General features: G+C 56.3%; 12 protein-coding genes and 1 pseudogene. 7 read left to right on the top strand and 6 right to left on the bottom strand.

Going from position 1 to position 13,512, the window contains the following annotated elements; translation table 11 throughout:
• The first annotated feature begins 4 nt into the window (after positions 1–4).
• Positions 5–361, top strand: a complete 357-nt coding sequence (locus C3F36_RS23940) for a hypothetical protein (RefSeq protein ID WP_043849886.1) — start codon at positions 5–7, stop codon at positions 359–361.
• A gap of 190 nt (positions 362–551) precedes the next feature.
• Here the strand turns inward: C3F36_RS23940 and C3F36_RS22915 are convergent, their stop codons facing one another.
• The gene (locus C3F36_RS22915) at positions 552–983 is read right to left on the bottom strand and encodes a plasmid mobilization protein (RefSeq protein ID WP_012537712.1); all 432 of its coding nucleotides are present in this window, start codon (positions 981–983) and stop codon (positions 552–554) included.
• Positions 984–1,440: 457 nt separating this feature from the next.
• Here C3F36_RS22915 and C3F36_RS22910 point away from each other — a divergent pair, with 457 nt between their 5' ends.
• On the top strand, positions 1,441–1,908 hold the full coding sequence (locus tag C3F36_RS22910; protein WP_104456123.1) for a hypothetical protein: 468 nt from the start codon (positions 1,441–1,443) through the stop codon (positions 1,906–1,908).
• A gap of 415 nt (positions 1,909–2,323) precedes the next feature.
• On the opposite strand, the gene C3F36_RS22905 is transcribed toward C3F36_RS22910, so the two are convergent.
• Complete coding sequence (locus C3F36_RS22905) at positions 2,324–3,742, bottom strand: IS66-like element ISAs21 family transposase (protein WP_004576012.1); 1,419 nt, start codon at positions 3,740–3,742, stop codon at positions 2,324–2,326.
• 250 nt (positions 3,743–3,992) lie between these two features.
• Between C3F36_RS22905 and C3F36_RS22900 the strand changes: the two genes are divergently transcribed.
• The 5 genes and pseudogenes from C3F36_RS22900 (at position 3,993) to C3F36_RS22880 (ending at position 9,590) form a co-directional block, all read left to right on the top strand.
• Positions 3,993–5,567 (top strand): methyl-accepting chemotaxis protein, encoded by a 1,575-nt coding sequence (locus C3F36_RS22900; RefSeq protein WP_104456122.1) that lies wholly within the window; start codon positions 3,993–3,995, stop codon positions 5,565–5,567.
• Between the two features lie 164 nt (positions 5,568–5,731).
• On the top strand, positions 5,732–6,682 hold the full coding sequence (locus C3F36_RS22895; RefSeq protein WP_043851557.1) for an IS1595-like element ISKpn3 family transposase: 951 nt from the start codon (positions 5,732–5,734) through the stop codon (positions 6,680–6,682).
• 243 nt (positions 6,683–6,925) lie between these two features.
• Positions 6,926–8,155, top strand: coding sequence for a sensor domain-containing diguanylate cyclase (locus C3F36_RS22890; protein ID WP_104456121.1), 1,230 nt, complete (start codon positions 6,926–6,928; stop codon positions 8,153–8,155).
• Positions 8,156–8,192: 37 nt separating this feature from the next.
• Positions 8,193–8,360 (top strand): annotated as a pseudogene (locus tag C3F36_RS22885) (IS1595 family transposase); the annotation flags it as partial.
• Positions 8,361–8,609: 249 nt separating this feature from the next.
• The gene (locus C3F36_RS22880) at positions 8,610–9,590 is read left to right on the top strand and encodes an IS5-like element IS5 family transposase (RefSeq protein WP_223956763.1); all 981 of its coding nucleotides are present in this window, start codon (positions 8,610–8,612) and stop codon (positions 9,588–9,590) included.
• 246 nt (positions 9,591–9,836) lie between these two features.
• On the opposite strand, the gene repC is transcribed toward C3F36_RS22880, so the two are convergent.
• From repC to C3F36_RS23930, 4 genes are all read right to left on the bottom strand, one after another.
• Positions 9,837–10,718: a replication protein C, IncQ-type gene (repC, locus tag C3F36_RS22875; protein ID WP_012954629.1), complete on the bottom strand. Its 882-nt coding sequence runs from the start codon at positions 10,716–10,718 to the stop codon at positions 9,837–9,839.
• Positions 10,705–11,568 (bottom strand): helicase RepA family protein, encoded by an 864-nt coding sequence (locus C3F36_RS22870; RefSeq protein WP_012537710.1) that lies wholly within the window; start codon positions 11,566–11,568, stop codon positions 10,705–10,707. The genes repC and C3F36_RS22870 overlap by 14 nt, the downstream gene beginning before the upstream one ends.
• Positions 11,569–11,638: 70 nt before the next feature.
• The gene (locus C3F36_RS23935) at positions 11,639–12,589 is read right to left on the bottom strand and encodes a hypothetical protein (RefSeq protein ID WP_043849884.1); all 951 of its coding nucleotides are present in this window, start codon (positions 12,587–12,589) and stop codon (positions 11,639–11,641) included.
• A gap of 35 nt (positions 12,590–12,624) precedes the next feature.
• A complete protein-coding gene (locus tag C3F36_RS23930; protein ID WP_043849885.1) occupies positions 12,625–13,308 on the bottom strand; it encodes a hypothetical protein in 684 nt (227 codons plus the stop codon).
• Positions 13,309–13,512: the final 204 nt, after the last annotated feature.

The following is a 13,512-nucleotide window of genomic DNA, read 5'->3' as shown; positions in this document are numbered from 1 at the left end:
GCCGTTGCAGACGCTGGCGCGGCGGTTCGTCGCCCGTTCTCACGGCCATGTTGATCTCCTTGTCGGTCAGCTTCCGGCGCTCGGCCCGCGCATCGCCCAGCCCCGGCGTCAGGGTCAGGCCGTGGGTATGCTCAAGCTCTTGGGTCGCCTCGATGGCGCTGCGGGCTTCCCACTGGCCCAGCCAAACTTTCCCGTCCAGCCCTACCCGGCTGGCCACGATGTGGATGTGATCCTTGTCCGTGTCCTGGTGGCGCACTGCCACCCACGGCGTATTGGTCTGGTCAAAGCCCATGCGCTGCATGAAGTCAGTCGTCACGGCTTCCCACTTCTCGGCGCTCAGGCGCTCACCGGGAGGCAGTGACAGCGAGCAATGCCAGACGGGCTTGCCGATGTCCGGGCGCAACTGGCGCACGGCTGAGAACTCCCGCGACAGTTCGCGGGGGTCATTCCCGGCCATGTTGCCGCCGACACGTTCCGCGTTTTTCGTGTGCGTGGCTTCCTTGCCAACGTCAAAAACGTAGTTCAGCGCACCGCGAAAACCGCCACCACGGCTAACCTTCGCTTTCATCTTCCACGTCCTCCGAGTCGTGCTTGACGCCTATCAAGTCGCCGCGCACCAGCACCAGCAATCGCAGGCAGTTGGCAAGCTCGGCGCTCAACTGCAAGCCCAGCGCCTTGCCGATGCGCTCCCCGTCGCCCCGCTGCCCTTCGTTCAGGTGCCGGGCGATCTGGTTCAGGTTGGCCGCTGTGCGGGCCAACTCTGCCCACTGTTCCCGGTTCGCTGCCGGGATGGTGGGCGGCAGGCGATGCAGAGCGGCGGCGCGTAGGTACTCGCCCCGCTGCATCTGCACCGCGTCACGCTGCGAATCCAGCCGCGCAAGCTCGGCATCGTTGAGGCGCACCGAAACGGTATGCCCGCGCTTGTCCGTGGCGTCGAGCGGCGCAGGCCCACGGCGGCGGCGCTTGGATTCGTCAGTGTTCATGGGCGAAGCCCTCCAGTAAGTGAAGCGAAGCGAAACGCGCAGCAACCCCCCGACCGAAGGGAGCGGGGGCGTAGGCCGAAGGCCGGAGGGTGAGAACCAAGCGAAGCGCAGGTTACACCTTGCTCCATGCCAAACCACCGCGCAAATACCATAATAGCACATCTCCATGCAAGCACCGAACAGCCACCCACCCGGCCCGCTCGCTGCGCTCTCGGCCCGACCGCCCAAGGGCGGTAATGGGCCAGCGGGGAGAGGGGGTGGGCAAGGCGCCGGGGCGAACTGATACAATGCAACTATGGTATCGCAAGAACGGCAGACTGTCGAGCGTTACTCAATCCGACAGTGCAAACCTATTTGAGTGCGACGGTCGGATTGAAAAAGAGGCCGACAATAAATACTCGACAGCGTGCGACTGTCGAACTATAATATAATCACACAGTCAAACGGAGAAACCGCCATGCAGTTTAAGCGCCAAGGTCGCCGGGTTCAGGTGCTCGCCTACCGGGGGTATGACAAGGAAAAACGCCGCGCCATCGTCAAGATGATGGGGTCTATTGACGTATATTCTTACGAGCCGTCAGGCGGCCTAATTGAGAATCTGACAGACGAAGAAAAAACAGAACTACAGTCATACATCGAAACAGAACGACAGGCAGCAGAAAAGAGAAGCCGAGCGTATTCCGCTAAGTCTGCCGCCAGTCGTATTGTTGAGGTTGCCGACACGATCAAGGCCGGGGACTTTGAGCCGTCCGAGGCATGGGCGGCGGATACCTGGGCGGCAATCGAGGCGCTGACCAAGGCCATGCGCAAGGCGGGCTACCCGAAGCTCCGCAAAGCGCCCCAGAAAGCCGCAGACGCGCCGATGCCGGGTCAGGCGGGGTTGCCCTTTGGGGATGCGCCAGAAACGCCAGAAAGCGCCTCCTGAGGGGTTTAGGCCGGGAAACCGGCCCCCCCTCTCCCCGCTGGCCCTTTACCCCCGGAGGGGGTCGCCGAAGGCGGGGGGAGAGGTGTTCGCCTTGCGCATGGTCTTGGCCGGGCATTTGAGGCAATGCCAGACCGCGCCGAAGGGGCGCGGGCTGTGCTGCGCCTAGTGGAGATTCTTAGAGAATCTTGGATGGATTTTGCGAATCGCCAGCAAATCCGCGCCCCGTCTGGGTTTTCCAGATCGGGGCGGGTGGAGTTACCGTGGGGGTTGGGTGGAGTTACCGTGGGGGTTGGGTGGAGTTACCGTGGGGGTTGGGTGGAGTTACCGTGGGGGTCACACATACTCGCACCAGATCACGCTGCCCCAGTGCTCGCCGGTTTCCGGCTCAATGGCTACGTTATCGAAGCGTAACCGTTCACCGGGACGGTGTTGACAGCACCAACTCCTCCGGGAACGGGTAGTCGGTTTTCTCGATGCAGGACCTGACAACTGCCCTCAGCCACTCCTGCGGGCAGCGGCCCAATCGCTTGGCCGTCTCCACCAACGATAGGATACGCTGCCTAAACTGCTCGCCTCGATGCGACCAGACGCCATAGCTTCCCTTGCGCCACAGCACATAGCCACGCAGCGCCCGCTCCGCTTCATTGTTGGTCAGCGCTATCTCGTCGTTTTCCATAAAACGCCATAGCATCTCATCGTCCTTGAGCAGTAACTGGCAGCGCCCACGGTAGCGCTTGGAACACAGTACACTGCCCCGCTCCAGCTGCCTTCGCCAGCTTTGCCGACATCGCTGCAACCTTCGCTGGTACTGCTCCCGGCTTAAGCAGCCTTGTTCATAGCCATGCCGGGTTCTGAACACCGTGTCAGCCAGCAGTACCAGCCGGGCTCCGATAGGCTGGTTGACGGCGTCGCTACTCTCGGCAATCGCCGCCACGTTGCGCAGCACATGCGCCCAGCACAGTTGGCGCTGGGCGCTGTCGATGAAGCGGTATCCCGCATACTGGTCGGTCACCAGCACCCCATCAAGCTCACTGCCCAGCAACCGCTTCGCTGCCTCCTGACCGCGGCCAAACGCCGTCATGAAGCAGACCGCGACCTTGCTCAGGGCCAGCCACATCCAGCGTCGCTCACCGCCCCGCTGGTGCCGGGTTTCATCGGCATGGATGATGGCGGCAGACTGCACTTGCTGTTTGATGGCTTGGTGGGTCGGGGTGAGCATGGCGCTGACCCGGCCTTGCGCTTCACTGATGGCGCCTCGGCTAAAGCTCAAACCGAAGTGCTGCTTGAGCTGCTGCTGTATCTTGCTGATGCTCTGGTGGAACTGACCACTCTGCAAAGCGATATAGCTCAGCAGATTAGCCCCCATCTGGCTGTGGCTCACCGTATCGGGCAGGGCTGCTTCACTGGTGGTGACGCACCCACGGCAGGTGCCCCGATACAGCTGATGCTCTGTCACCACATAGCTGACCTCGGGCAGGTCAAACACCTGATGAACCCGGTAGGGCTTGTCATGGGACACCACCTGCTCACCACAGCAGGCGCACTGCCGGGCAGGATAGTGTGGTATTGCCGTCAGTCGGTCGTCCTCAGGATGACGTTCACGCCGCTGCCCCTTGTGGCCAGGCTGGGCACCACGAGCCTTGCCGGAAGCGGGGCGCTTGCGCGCAGGCGGGGTCCCCGAGCCATCAGTGGAGGGGGGCTTGGAGGAGTTATTGCTGTTTTGGTTGAGGCGGTCTTCAAGCTCGGCGATGCGCGCCATCAGCTTGTAAATCAGCTCGTTGGCTTGCTCGAGGGTCAGCGGCAGGCCGGGTGGTGGCGTAATGGGTTTGCTCATGACGTGATGGTGCCAAGCTGGCGGGATCAGGCAAGGGGCAACAGTGGATCAAGGGATGATCGTCTCACTTTTTCCTGTCAATGCCATCTGGGTGAACAGTTACATCGAAGCGCCCTCCTGAGTAGATCAGGCAACGCTTCCCAATCAGCCTAGCGGGGTCGGTGTAGCCATGCTAGCTTATCGTAACGCTAAAGAAATTGGGCTTAATGCCGAATACAATAAAATAAAACAGCCAACCCTTGAGGCTCTTATGCGCCAGAATTTACCAGTGACGGGTCGAAACTTAGAACTCCCAAAAGATACCAATATTCTTTCGACTACCTCCCCTCAAAGCCATATCACGTACGTTAATCCTGACTTCATTAAAATCAGTGGTTTCACTGAGGAAGAACTATTAGGCCAGCCTCACAACATCATAAGACACCCAGATATGCCGCCTGCTGCATTTGAGCATATGTGGAGTACATTAAAATCTGGCCGCTCATGGATGGGGCTAGTAAAAAATCGCTGTAAAAATGGCGACCACTATTGGGTAAGTGCTTATGTAACGCCAATAGCTAAGAATGGTTCGATTGTTGAATACCAGTCTGTAAGGACCAAGCCTGAACCTGAGCAGGTTTTGGCTGCGGAAAAATTATATGCTCAACTGAGAAGCGGGAAGGCCGCGAGGCCGAAATGGGCTGCTAGCTTTTCCGTGAAGATACTCTTGCTCATATGGGGTAGTATTATATCAAGCGCAATGGCTGCCGGCATGCTTACTGATACATCAATAAGCAGCTTATTGTTAGCTACTTTAATGTCAGGAAGTTTAAGCTCTGTTAGTGTTTTGGCTATTCTCTCTCCTCTTGGAAGACTGGTTGAAAGAGCCAGGAATATCTCCAATAACCCATTAAGTCAATCCATCTACACTGGGCGCACCGATGAATTTGGCCAAATAGAGTTTTCTTTACGAATGATGCAGGCTGAAACAGGCGCCGTATTAGGTCGCATAGGTGATGCATCAAATCGGCTTAGCGAACACGCCCGAGGCCTACTAAAGGATATTGAGTCAAGCAATGCACTTACAGTTGAGCAGCAGGCAGAGACAGATCAAATAGCAACGGCAGTAAACCAAATGGCGGCAAGCATTCAAGAGGTTGCGAGCAATGCACAGCATGCTGCAGATGCGGCCGGAAGAGCAGACACTGAGACGGCATCTGGCCAGCATCTGGTAGCCCACACAAGCCAGTCAATCACTGCCCTTGAAGGTGAAATTAGGCAAGCCGCTCAGGTTATTCATGAGCTTGAAGGTCAAAGTAACGAGATATCAAAAGTTCTTGACGTTATACGAGGGATCGCCGAGCAAACGAATTTGTTGGCACTCAACGCAGCAATTGAGGCCGCGCGTGCTGGTGAGCAGGGGCGTGGTTTTGCTGTTGTCGCCGATGAGGTTCGCAGTCTTGCTGCTCGCACACAGCAATCGACAACGGATATTCAAAGCATGATCAGCGCTCTACAAGAGCGAGCGCAATCCGCTGTTACAGTCATGGAGCAAAGTAGTCGGCAAGCGGACACGAGTGTAGCTCACGCAGAGGAAGCAGCTACAGCTCTTGATGGAATTGGCCAACGCGTTAACGAAATTACCGACATGAACGCGCAAATAGCGACTGCGGTCGAGCAGCAGAGAGCAGTAAGTGAAGACATAAACCGCAGTATTATCAATATACGCGATGCTGCTGATACCAATGTACAGACCGGGCAGAATAATTTGCAAAGTGCGAAATCTGTCGCTCAGTTAACTAGCGCTCTGAGCGAACTGGCAAAACAGTTTCCTGATTACCCATGATTAGCAGTCAGTTACCACGAACTATACTGATCTTACGTACAGTTATCGAGGTGCGAGATCATGGCCAAAAGCAAAATCCAATTCCAGAACCTGATTACCCATGATTAGCAGTCAGTTACCACGAACTATACTGATCTTACGTACAGTTATCGAGGTGCGAGATCATGGCCAAAAGCAAAATCCAATTCCAGAAAGGCTACAGCCTGTTTGAGTTTCTCAAGGACTATGGCACTGAGGCTCAGTGCGAAAACGCGCTGTTCACTTGGCGTTTTCCTAACGGCTTTGTCTGCCCTGAATGTGCCAACAAGACCTGTTGTCGCCTGAGAAGGCGGCCACGTGTGTGGCAATGCAATCACTGCCGTCACCAGATGTCATTGACTGGAAACACGATTTTCGCAAACACCAAGCTCCCACTGACCAAGTGGTTTCTGGCAATGCACCTGTTGTCACAAACCAAAACAGGCTTGTCAGCGATGGAGCTAAAGCGCCAGTTGGGCGTCAAATATGACACCGCCTGGATGCTCAAGCACAAGCTGCTGCAAGCCATGAAAGAGTCCGATGACAAGCAGCCCATCAGCGGCATCATTCAGCTCGATGATGTCTACTGGGGTGGCGAGCGCCGTGGTGGCAAACGGGGTCGGGGCGCGGCAGGCAAGACGCCGTTTGTGGCAGCAGTGGCCCTGAACAAGGAAGGACATCCAATCAAGATGCGGATGACGGTGGTCGATGGTTTCAAAACCAAGTCCGTTGCTGATTGGGCAAAACGGCATATTGCCAGTGGTAGCGCGGTGATATCCGATGGATTGGCCTGTTTCAAAGCGGTCAAGGAGGCCAATTGTGAGCACCTGGGAGTTGTCACCGGGGGCAACCTGGACTGGCTGGATCATCCGGCATTCAACTGGGTAAACACGATGATAGGAAATGTGAAAAACTCGCTGCGGGGCAGTTGCCATACGCTCGGAGCGAAGCATTTACCAAGGCATCTTGCGGAATACTGCTTCCGGTTTAATCATCGTTTTGACCTCAATAGCATGTTGGTAGAATTGGGGCATGCAGTCGTGGCAAGCCCTCCGATGCCATATCGGCTCTTGAAGCTGGCTGAGGGTCATGGGTAATCAGGTAGCTAATTGATTAAATTCACGATCTTTTTCTGGGATCATGAAGGGGCAAAAATCGCTTTACGGGTCTGATGGCGCTTGCTGCTGAATTTACTGTCGGCGAAGATGATTTGATGACCCATTATGTCACGCTGCGATAGAGATCTAGATGGAGATCACGATCTCAAGGTATTATTCGCATCATCGATTAAACAGACGTTATGCTACAAAAAGTCAACGCAGTACCGATAAGGACAAGATATGAACGATGTAACACTATCAGTTCAACGGTTAGCTTCATACAGAGAAGCCATAAAAAAAATTAAACAAGGCAAATGTTCCTTATCTTTCCCGAAGGATACCAACATAGAATCCATTCTCGATTTTGAATCTGATCTTGTTCAGTTGGCTGCCTGGCTTGATGCCCGACTTGATGGGTTTAATAAAATTCAAGAAATATCCACTGAAATCAGTAAAGGCAGTGTTCTTGATGAGGTTTTAAATCGCATATATGACACATTTCATGAAATAATACCTTACGATAGGATCGGCTGCGCATTAATATCTGATGATTATGAGCGGGTTTTCACTCATTGGACAAAAAGCAATTACCCAGAAAAAGTAATAATCAAAAATGGATATACTGCTTTTTTAAGTGGTAGTAGTTTAGAGGGGATACTAACCTCGCAACAACCCCGCATTCTTAACGACCTGCAACTATATTTAGCTGAAAACCCTAACTCATTATCAACTAAATTAATAGTTGCTGAAGGCATTCAATCAAGTTTAACCTGCCCGCTCATTGCAGATGGTAAGCCTATCGGTTTCATTTTCTTCTCTAGCAAAGAAAAAAACACATACATTGATGCCCACCAAAAAATATTTATTAACCTTGCAAGGCAAATATCATTTTTAGTCGAAAAAAGCCGTCTTTATCAACGCATCTATGACATAAACAATCAGTTGGTAAATGCATTGGCGCAACTCAAAGAGCAGTCTTCTCGGGATGCACTTACTGGTGTTTTTCATCGGGGCGCTATAATGGAATTCCTAAAAAACACCATCGAAAAAGACACAAGAAAAAAACAGCCTACTACTGTAATACTTGCTGATATAGATCATTTCAAACATGTCAACGACACATATGGTCATGTTGCTGGTGATACAGCGCTGAAGGAGGTCAGTAAAAGTTTAACTAACCACTTAAGGAGTCATGATTGTGTTGGGCGTTATGGTGGTGAGGAGTTTTTAATTATACTGGGTGAAACCAATGCCACAGATGCTCTGTTAATTATAGAGCGTATCCGTCAAGCAATTTCTGATCTAAAGTTTGAAAGGAATGAAGGCAATTTTTCTGTCACCATGAGCTTTGGTATTGCCTGTTCAGATAATACCTCACATATAAAGACTGAAGAAACATTACTACTAGAAGCGGATAGTGCTTTATATCATGCAAAAAACGAAGGTAGAAATCGTGTATGTATCGCATAAAAAGATTTAATTTGGCTTGAATAGTGAGAATCGCGGTTGCCATACGCTCGGAGCGAAGCATTTACCAAGGCATCTTGCGGAATACTGCTTCCGGTTTAATCATCGTTTTGACCTCAATAGCATGTTGGTAGAATTGGGGCATGCAGTCGTGGCAAGCCCTCCGATGCCATATCGACTCTTGAAGCTGGCTGAGGGTCATGGGTAATCAGGAACAGTTTTGGGAAAAACGAGGATAACGCTTTTCAGTATCTCGACAGGGATAACTTACTTTACCATCGGTATCCCTTTTAGCCGCACAAATTTTAGCCATGGCTTTTCAGGAAGTCATGGCTATCAGAATGGCCTTAGAAAGCCTAGTCAAAGAGCTGTCACGAGAACACCGTTAGGGAAGGTGCGAACAAGTCCCTGATATGAGATCATGTTTGTCATCTGGAGCCATGGAACAGGGTTCATCATGAGTCATCAACTTACCTTCGCCGACAGTGAATTCAGCAGTAAGCGCCGTCAGACCAGAAAAGAGATTTTCTTGTCCCGCATGGAGCAGATTCTGCCATGGCAAAACATGGTGGAAGTCATCGAGCCGTTTTACCCCAAGGCTGGTAGTGGCCGGCGACCTTATCCGCTGGAAACCATGCTACGCATTCACTGCATGCAGCATTGGTACAACCTGAGCGATGGCGCGATGGAAGATGCTCTGTACGAAATCGCCTCCATGCGTCTGTTTGCCCGATTATCCCTGGATAGCGCCTTGCCGGACCGCACCACCATCATGAATTTCCGCCACCTGCTGGAGCAGCATCAACTGGCCCGCCAATTGTTCAAGACCATCAATCGCTGGCTGGCCGAAGCAGGCGTCATGATGACTCAAGGCACCTTGGTCGATGCCACCATCATTGAGGCACCCAGCTCGACCAAGAACAAAGAGCAGCAACGCGATCCGCAGATGCATCAGACCAAGAAAGGCAATCAGTGGCACTTTGGCATGAAGGCCCACATTGGTGTCGATGCCAAGAGTGGCCTGACCCACAGCCTAGTCACCACCGCGGCCAACGAGCATGACCTCAATCAGCTGGGTAATCTGCTGCATGGAGAGGAGCAATTTGTCTCAGCCGATGCCGGCTACCAAGGGGCGCCACAGCGCGAGGAGCTGGCCGAGGTGGATGTGGACTGGCTGATCGCCGAGCGCCCCGGCAAGGTAAGAACCTTGAAAAAGCATCCACGCAAGAACAAAACGGCCATCAACATCGAATACATGAAAGCCAGCATCCGGGCCAAGGTGGAGCACCCATTTCGCATCATCAAGCGACAGTTCGGCTTCGTGAAAGCCAGATACAAGGGGTTGCTGAAAAACGATAACCAACTGGCGATGTTATTCACGCTGGCCAACCTGTTTCGGGCGGACCAAATGATACGTCAGTGGGAGAGATCTCACTAAAAACTGGGAATAACGCCTTAAATGGCGAAGAAACGGTCTAAATAGGCTGATTCGAGGCATTTACGGGAGAAAAAATCGGCTCAAACATGAAGAAATGAAATGACTGAGTCAGCCGAGAAGAATTTCCCCGCTTATTCGCACCTTCCTTAGCTTAGCGTACGATTTTTTCCGAATTCTGCGGTTCCCCCATCCTCGCCAATCCAAGCCCGGACAATCAGCCCTTCGACTGTCGGCGGCGTTTCCCAATCATTTCTCATGGCTAATTTCCTGTGTTTTGGGTGCTGGGCCGAGCAGATGCGTTGCTTTCGGCCTGCCGATTTCAAACTTGTTTTTTGCGTATTCGCTGACTGCCCAGCCCAATGCGGCAAGCTCAGGAAGCGCCCTGCGAGCCGCTTGGCGTCGCGTCTTGAGCGTATTGGGGTTGGTTGCCTGCCCCGGCCAGACGTAGCCGCAAAGCGTGTCCAGTTCCACCCGCCCGGACTTGCCGGGGTCGATCCAGCCGCATAGGCGCTGGTGCATCAGCCGCGCCGGGTCGGTCTGTAGCGCCCGCACCTCGTCCATGTCGATGCGGACATGCTGCGCGCCACCCATGACGGCGCGAGCAATCAGGGGATTCAAGGCTACATACAGCTTTCCGTCCTGCTCGTCGCTGGCGTACTCGGACAGCAGGCGGAAGCCCTGCCGCTTCCTGCCGTTCTGGGCGATGATGGACACCTTCCAAAGCCGCTCGATGCACTCCCGAACCGGCTTAGTGTCGTCGGGGTTGGCGTAGCCAATTTCGCGGGCAAGTGCTCGATAGCTGCCCTTGACCACCATCGCATCCTGCTGGAAGGCTTCCCATTTCGGCTCAAGGAACAGCCGGAGTTGCTGCCCGGCCTCGGTCTGCGGCTCAGGTGACAGCACAAGGCCACCCGGCCCAGCCATTGCCACAAGTCCTTGCAGGATGCGCAAGTCATCAGCGCCCAGCGGCTCCGGGCCGCTGAACTCGATGCGCTTACCGTCGCCATAGTCATGCACCACGTCCAGCTTGCCGCGCTTGCGCTCGCCACGCTTGAGGCTGCGGAATAGGCCGGGGGCCAGACAATGCGCCGGGTCGTGCCGGGCGTGGGTCAGGTCATGCTTGCTCACGGCTGCCCCCCTTCTTGCCGTTCGGCACTTCCAGCAGTTCCACCGGAACCAGCACGCCGCCGTCTCGGCGCTCATACCACTGGTCAAGCGGGGTGGCGTCGTAGTTCTGTTTGCTCACGCCGAAGCGCACGAAGAAGCCGCGCCGGTCGTTGCCGATGGGCTGACGGTCATAGGCGCGGTCGCTCAGGCGCTTGGCCTCGTCCTCGGTCATCTTGGCGACGAAGCCGCACCAGCGGGCGTTGTCGATCAGTGCCGATGCGCCCCGCGCTGCCTGCTGCTGGTCGGTTTGCCCCTCGCGGGCGCTGCCCTTGCTGACGTGGTGCAGGTACAGGACAGACGCGCCAGTGCTGGCCGCGACGTGTTCCAGCGTGGCGACAAGCCGCGCCATGTCGCCGTTGCTGTTCTCGTCGAGGCTGTGAATCCGGCTCAGGGTGTCCAGCACGATCAGCCGCGCCCCGGCGCTGTACTCGATGACGCGGCGCAAGTGCTCCTCGTCCATGACGTTCAGGCGCTTGCCCATGATCGGCTCAAGGGTCAGGTTCTCGGCGATGGCTTCGCGGGCTGACTGGTTGAGGTGCTGGCCGATGGCGTGAACGCGCCGGATCAGGGCGGGTTCGGGATCTTCACCGGCCAGATAGACCACGCGCCCGGTGTGCTGCGGCTTGAGGTTCACCACGTCACCGCCTGCCACGCTGCAAGCGATGGACATAGCCGCTTCCAGCGCCCAGAAGCTCTTGCCGGTCGCGCCGGGGGCCACCAGTGCGCCCACGGTGCCAGCCAGAAAGCCGGGCCAGATGAAGTCCAGTTGTGGCGGTTCCTGCTGGAACGCCTCCATAATGTTGATAGCCATATCGGCCTCCTACTCAGGTTGATGATGGTTAGCCTGTCGGTCGGTTCATCACACCGACTGACAGGCGCTCTTATCTGCCGAAGCTGGGGCCATCATACCCCCGGCTCTTGCGTGAAAGCTCTCGATTTCGCGCTCTCTCAGCCTCGATCTCGGCCTGTCGCTTGCGCTCGATCTCTGCCACCTGCCGGGCGTTCATGTCGGCCAAGTCTTTGCCATGCTCGGGCTTCGGCGTCCATTGGCGCACCTCGCGCCCGGTGATTTCGGCCACCCGCTGCGCCTGTTTCTGGTGCCCGGCGTCGGCCTTGGCCTGCGCCTCGGGGTTCTTTTCGTTTTCCCCGGCCACGGTGACGCGCTCGGCCCGCTTCAGGATCGCTTGCACGTCGTCACGCTCCAAGAAGCTGCGCACGTTCGCGCCGCCTGACACGATGACGGTGGGCGGCTGCTGGCCGCTGCGCTTGGCGATGTCGTGCAGGGCTAGCGCATCCGGGCCACCTTCCACGATCCAGACCTTTGCCGGGTCGCCCGGCAGGATCGGCGGATAGATCTTGTCGCTGCCGCGTAAGTCGCGCTTCTGCACCGGATCAGCGGGGGCAATGGCGCGGCGTGTGGCGTTCTGCGCGGTGCCTGTACGGTCGTAGCCGACGAACAGCACGCCACCGTCTGCATAGCGCACCATGCCCGCCTTCTCGGCGTGCTCGATGGTGTCCGGGCTGATGCCCCGGCCCTTGAGGTAGTCGCGGCCATGCTCGCGGGCTGCCAGCCCTTGCGCCGGTAGCTGCGGCGGTTGGCGCTTCGGCTCGCTCGGGCGCGGTTGCTGCCGGACTGTCGGCGCACCTGAAAGCCGATAGACGGCCTCGGCGTAGCCGGTGCCAGGTTCGATCTCGCGCACAAGGTCGATATTGTCCCCGCCGTCGTTGCCGTAGCGGTCGCACCAGAGCCAGCGCCCGTCCTGCTGCCGGGTCACGCGGTACGCCTCATCACCGCCAGCCTTGACGGACAGGTGTCGCCCTTCGCGCTTCACGGTGTAGCCGCTCGCCTCAAGGTAGGCGGTCGGATCTAGTTCGCGGGCCGATTGACGATCTGTTCCAGCAACTCGCGCTCCTTGGGCGTGGCCTTGTTCCAAATCGCGTTGGCCCAATCCGCCGTCTGCTGCACGTCGCTTGGCGGCACTAGCCTGTTTAAAGCGACTTGCCCAGTCGCTACCAGCATCGCGCCCACGGCCCCGGCCAGAATCAGCCCCAGCGCCTGCCGCCAAAGGCGCGGGCGCGTCTCGTTCGCTGCCTCGGTCAGTTTGTTGGCGGCTTGCGTCATGTCCTTCTGTGCGCTCACCAGATTGCCCGGCAAGTCCGCCACCTGCTCCGCGGTCTGCTTCATGCTGCTGATGCTCGTTTCCAGCCCTGACAGGCTGTTGGACAGGTCGGAGATGGTCTTGTCCAGCTCCCCGGCCTTCTGCTCGAACGCCTTCGCCGCGCTCGCGCTCATCTGCTGCGTCAGCTCGTCCAGCGTCTTGCGCTGAATGGCCGTCACCTTGTCGTAGGCTTCCAGAACCTGCGTCACGTCCTGCTGGAGTCGGGCCAGCGGTTCCAAGGTCTGCGCCGTCTCGGTCGAGACTGCGACCGGTAGGCGCTTCAAGTCCTCGTGCATCAGGCTCAGGGACTGCTGCAACGTCCTGACGCTCTCCACGATCTGCAACTGTGGGCCTGAATCGTTCAAGGCCCGCACGGTCTCTAGCTTCGTCATAAGTCACCCCTGATTTCTGTAGTCCCGCCCATGTGTAGCCCTTGCCCAAGTCGCTGCCCTTGAACGGCACTCCGGCCACCTCGAAGGAAAAGCCGTTCATGCGCCCGGTGCTGGCGAGGTTTGCCCGGACGCCTACGCCTGCGGCATGTAGCCGGTCGGCCAGTTCTGGCGCGGTCGGCTTGTCCTTCACTGCCTCATCCAGCA

The organism is Aeromonas sp. ASNIH2, assembly GCF_002934795.1.
GTDB classification, from domain to species: domain Bacteria; phylum Pseudomonadota; class Gammaproteobacteria; order Enterobacterales; family Aeromonadaceae; genus Aeromonas; species Aeromonas caviae.
This window is presented reverse-complemented; position numbering and strand designations above follow the sequence as displayed.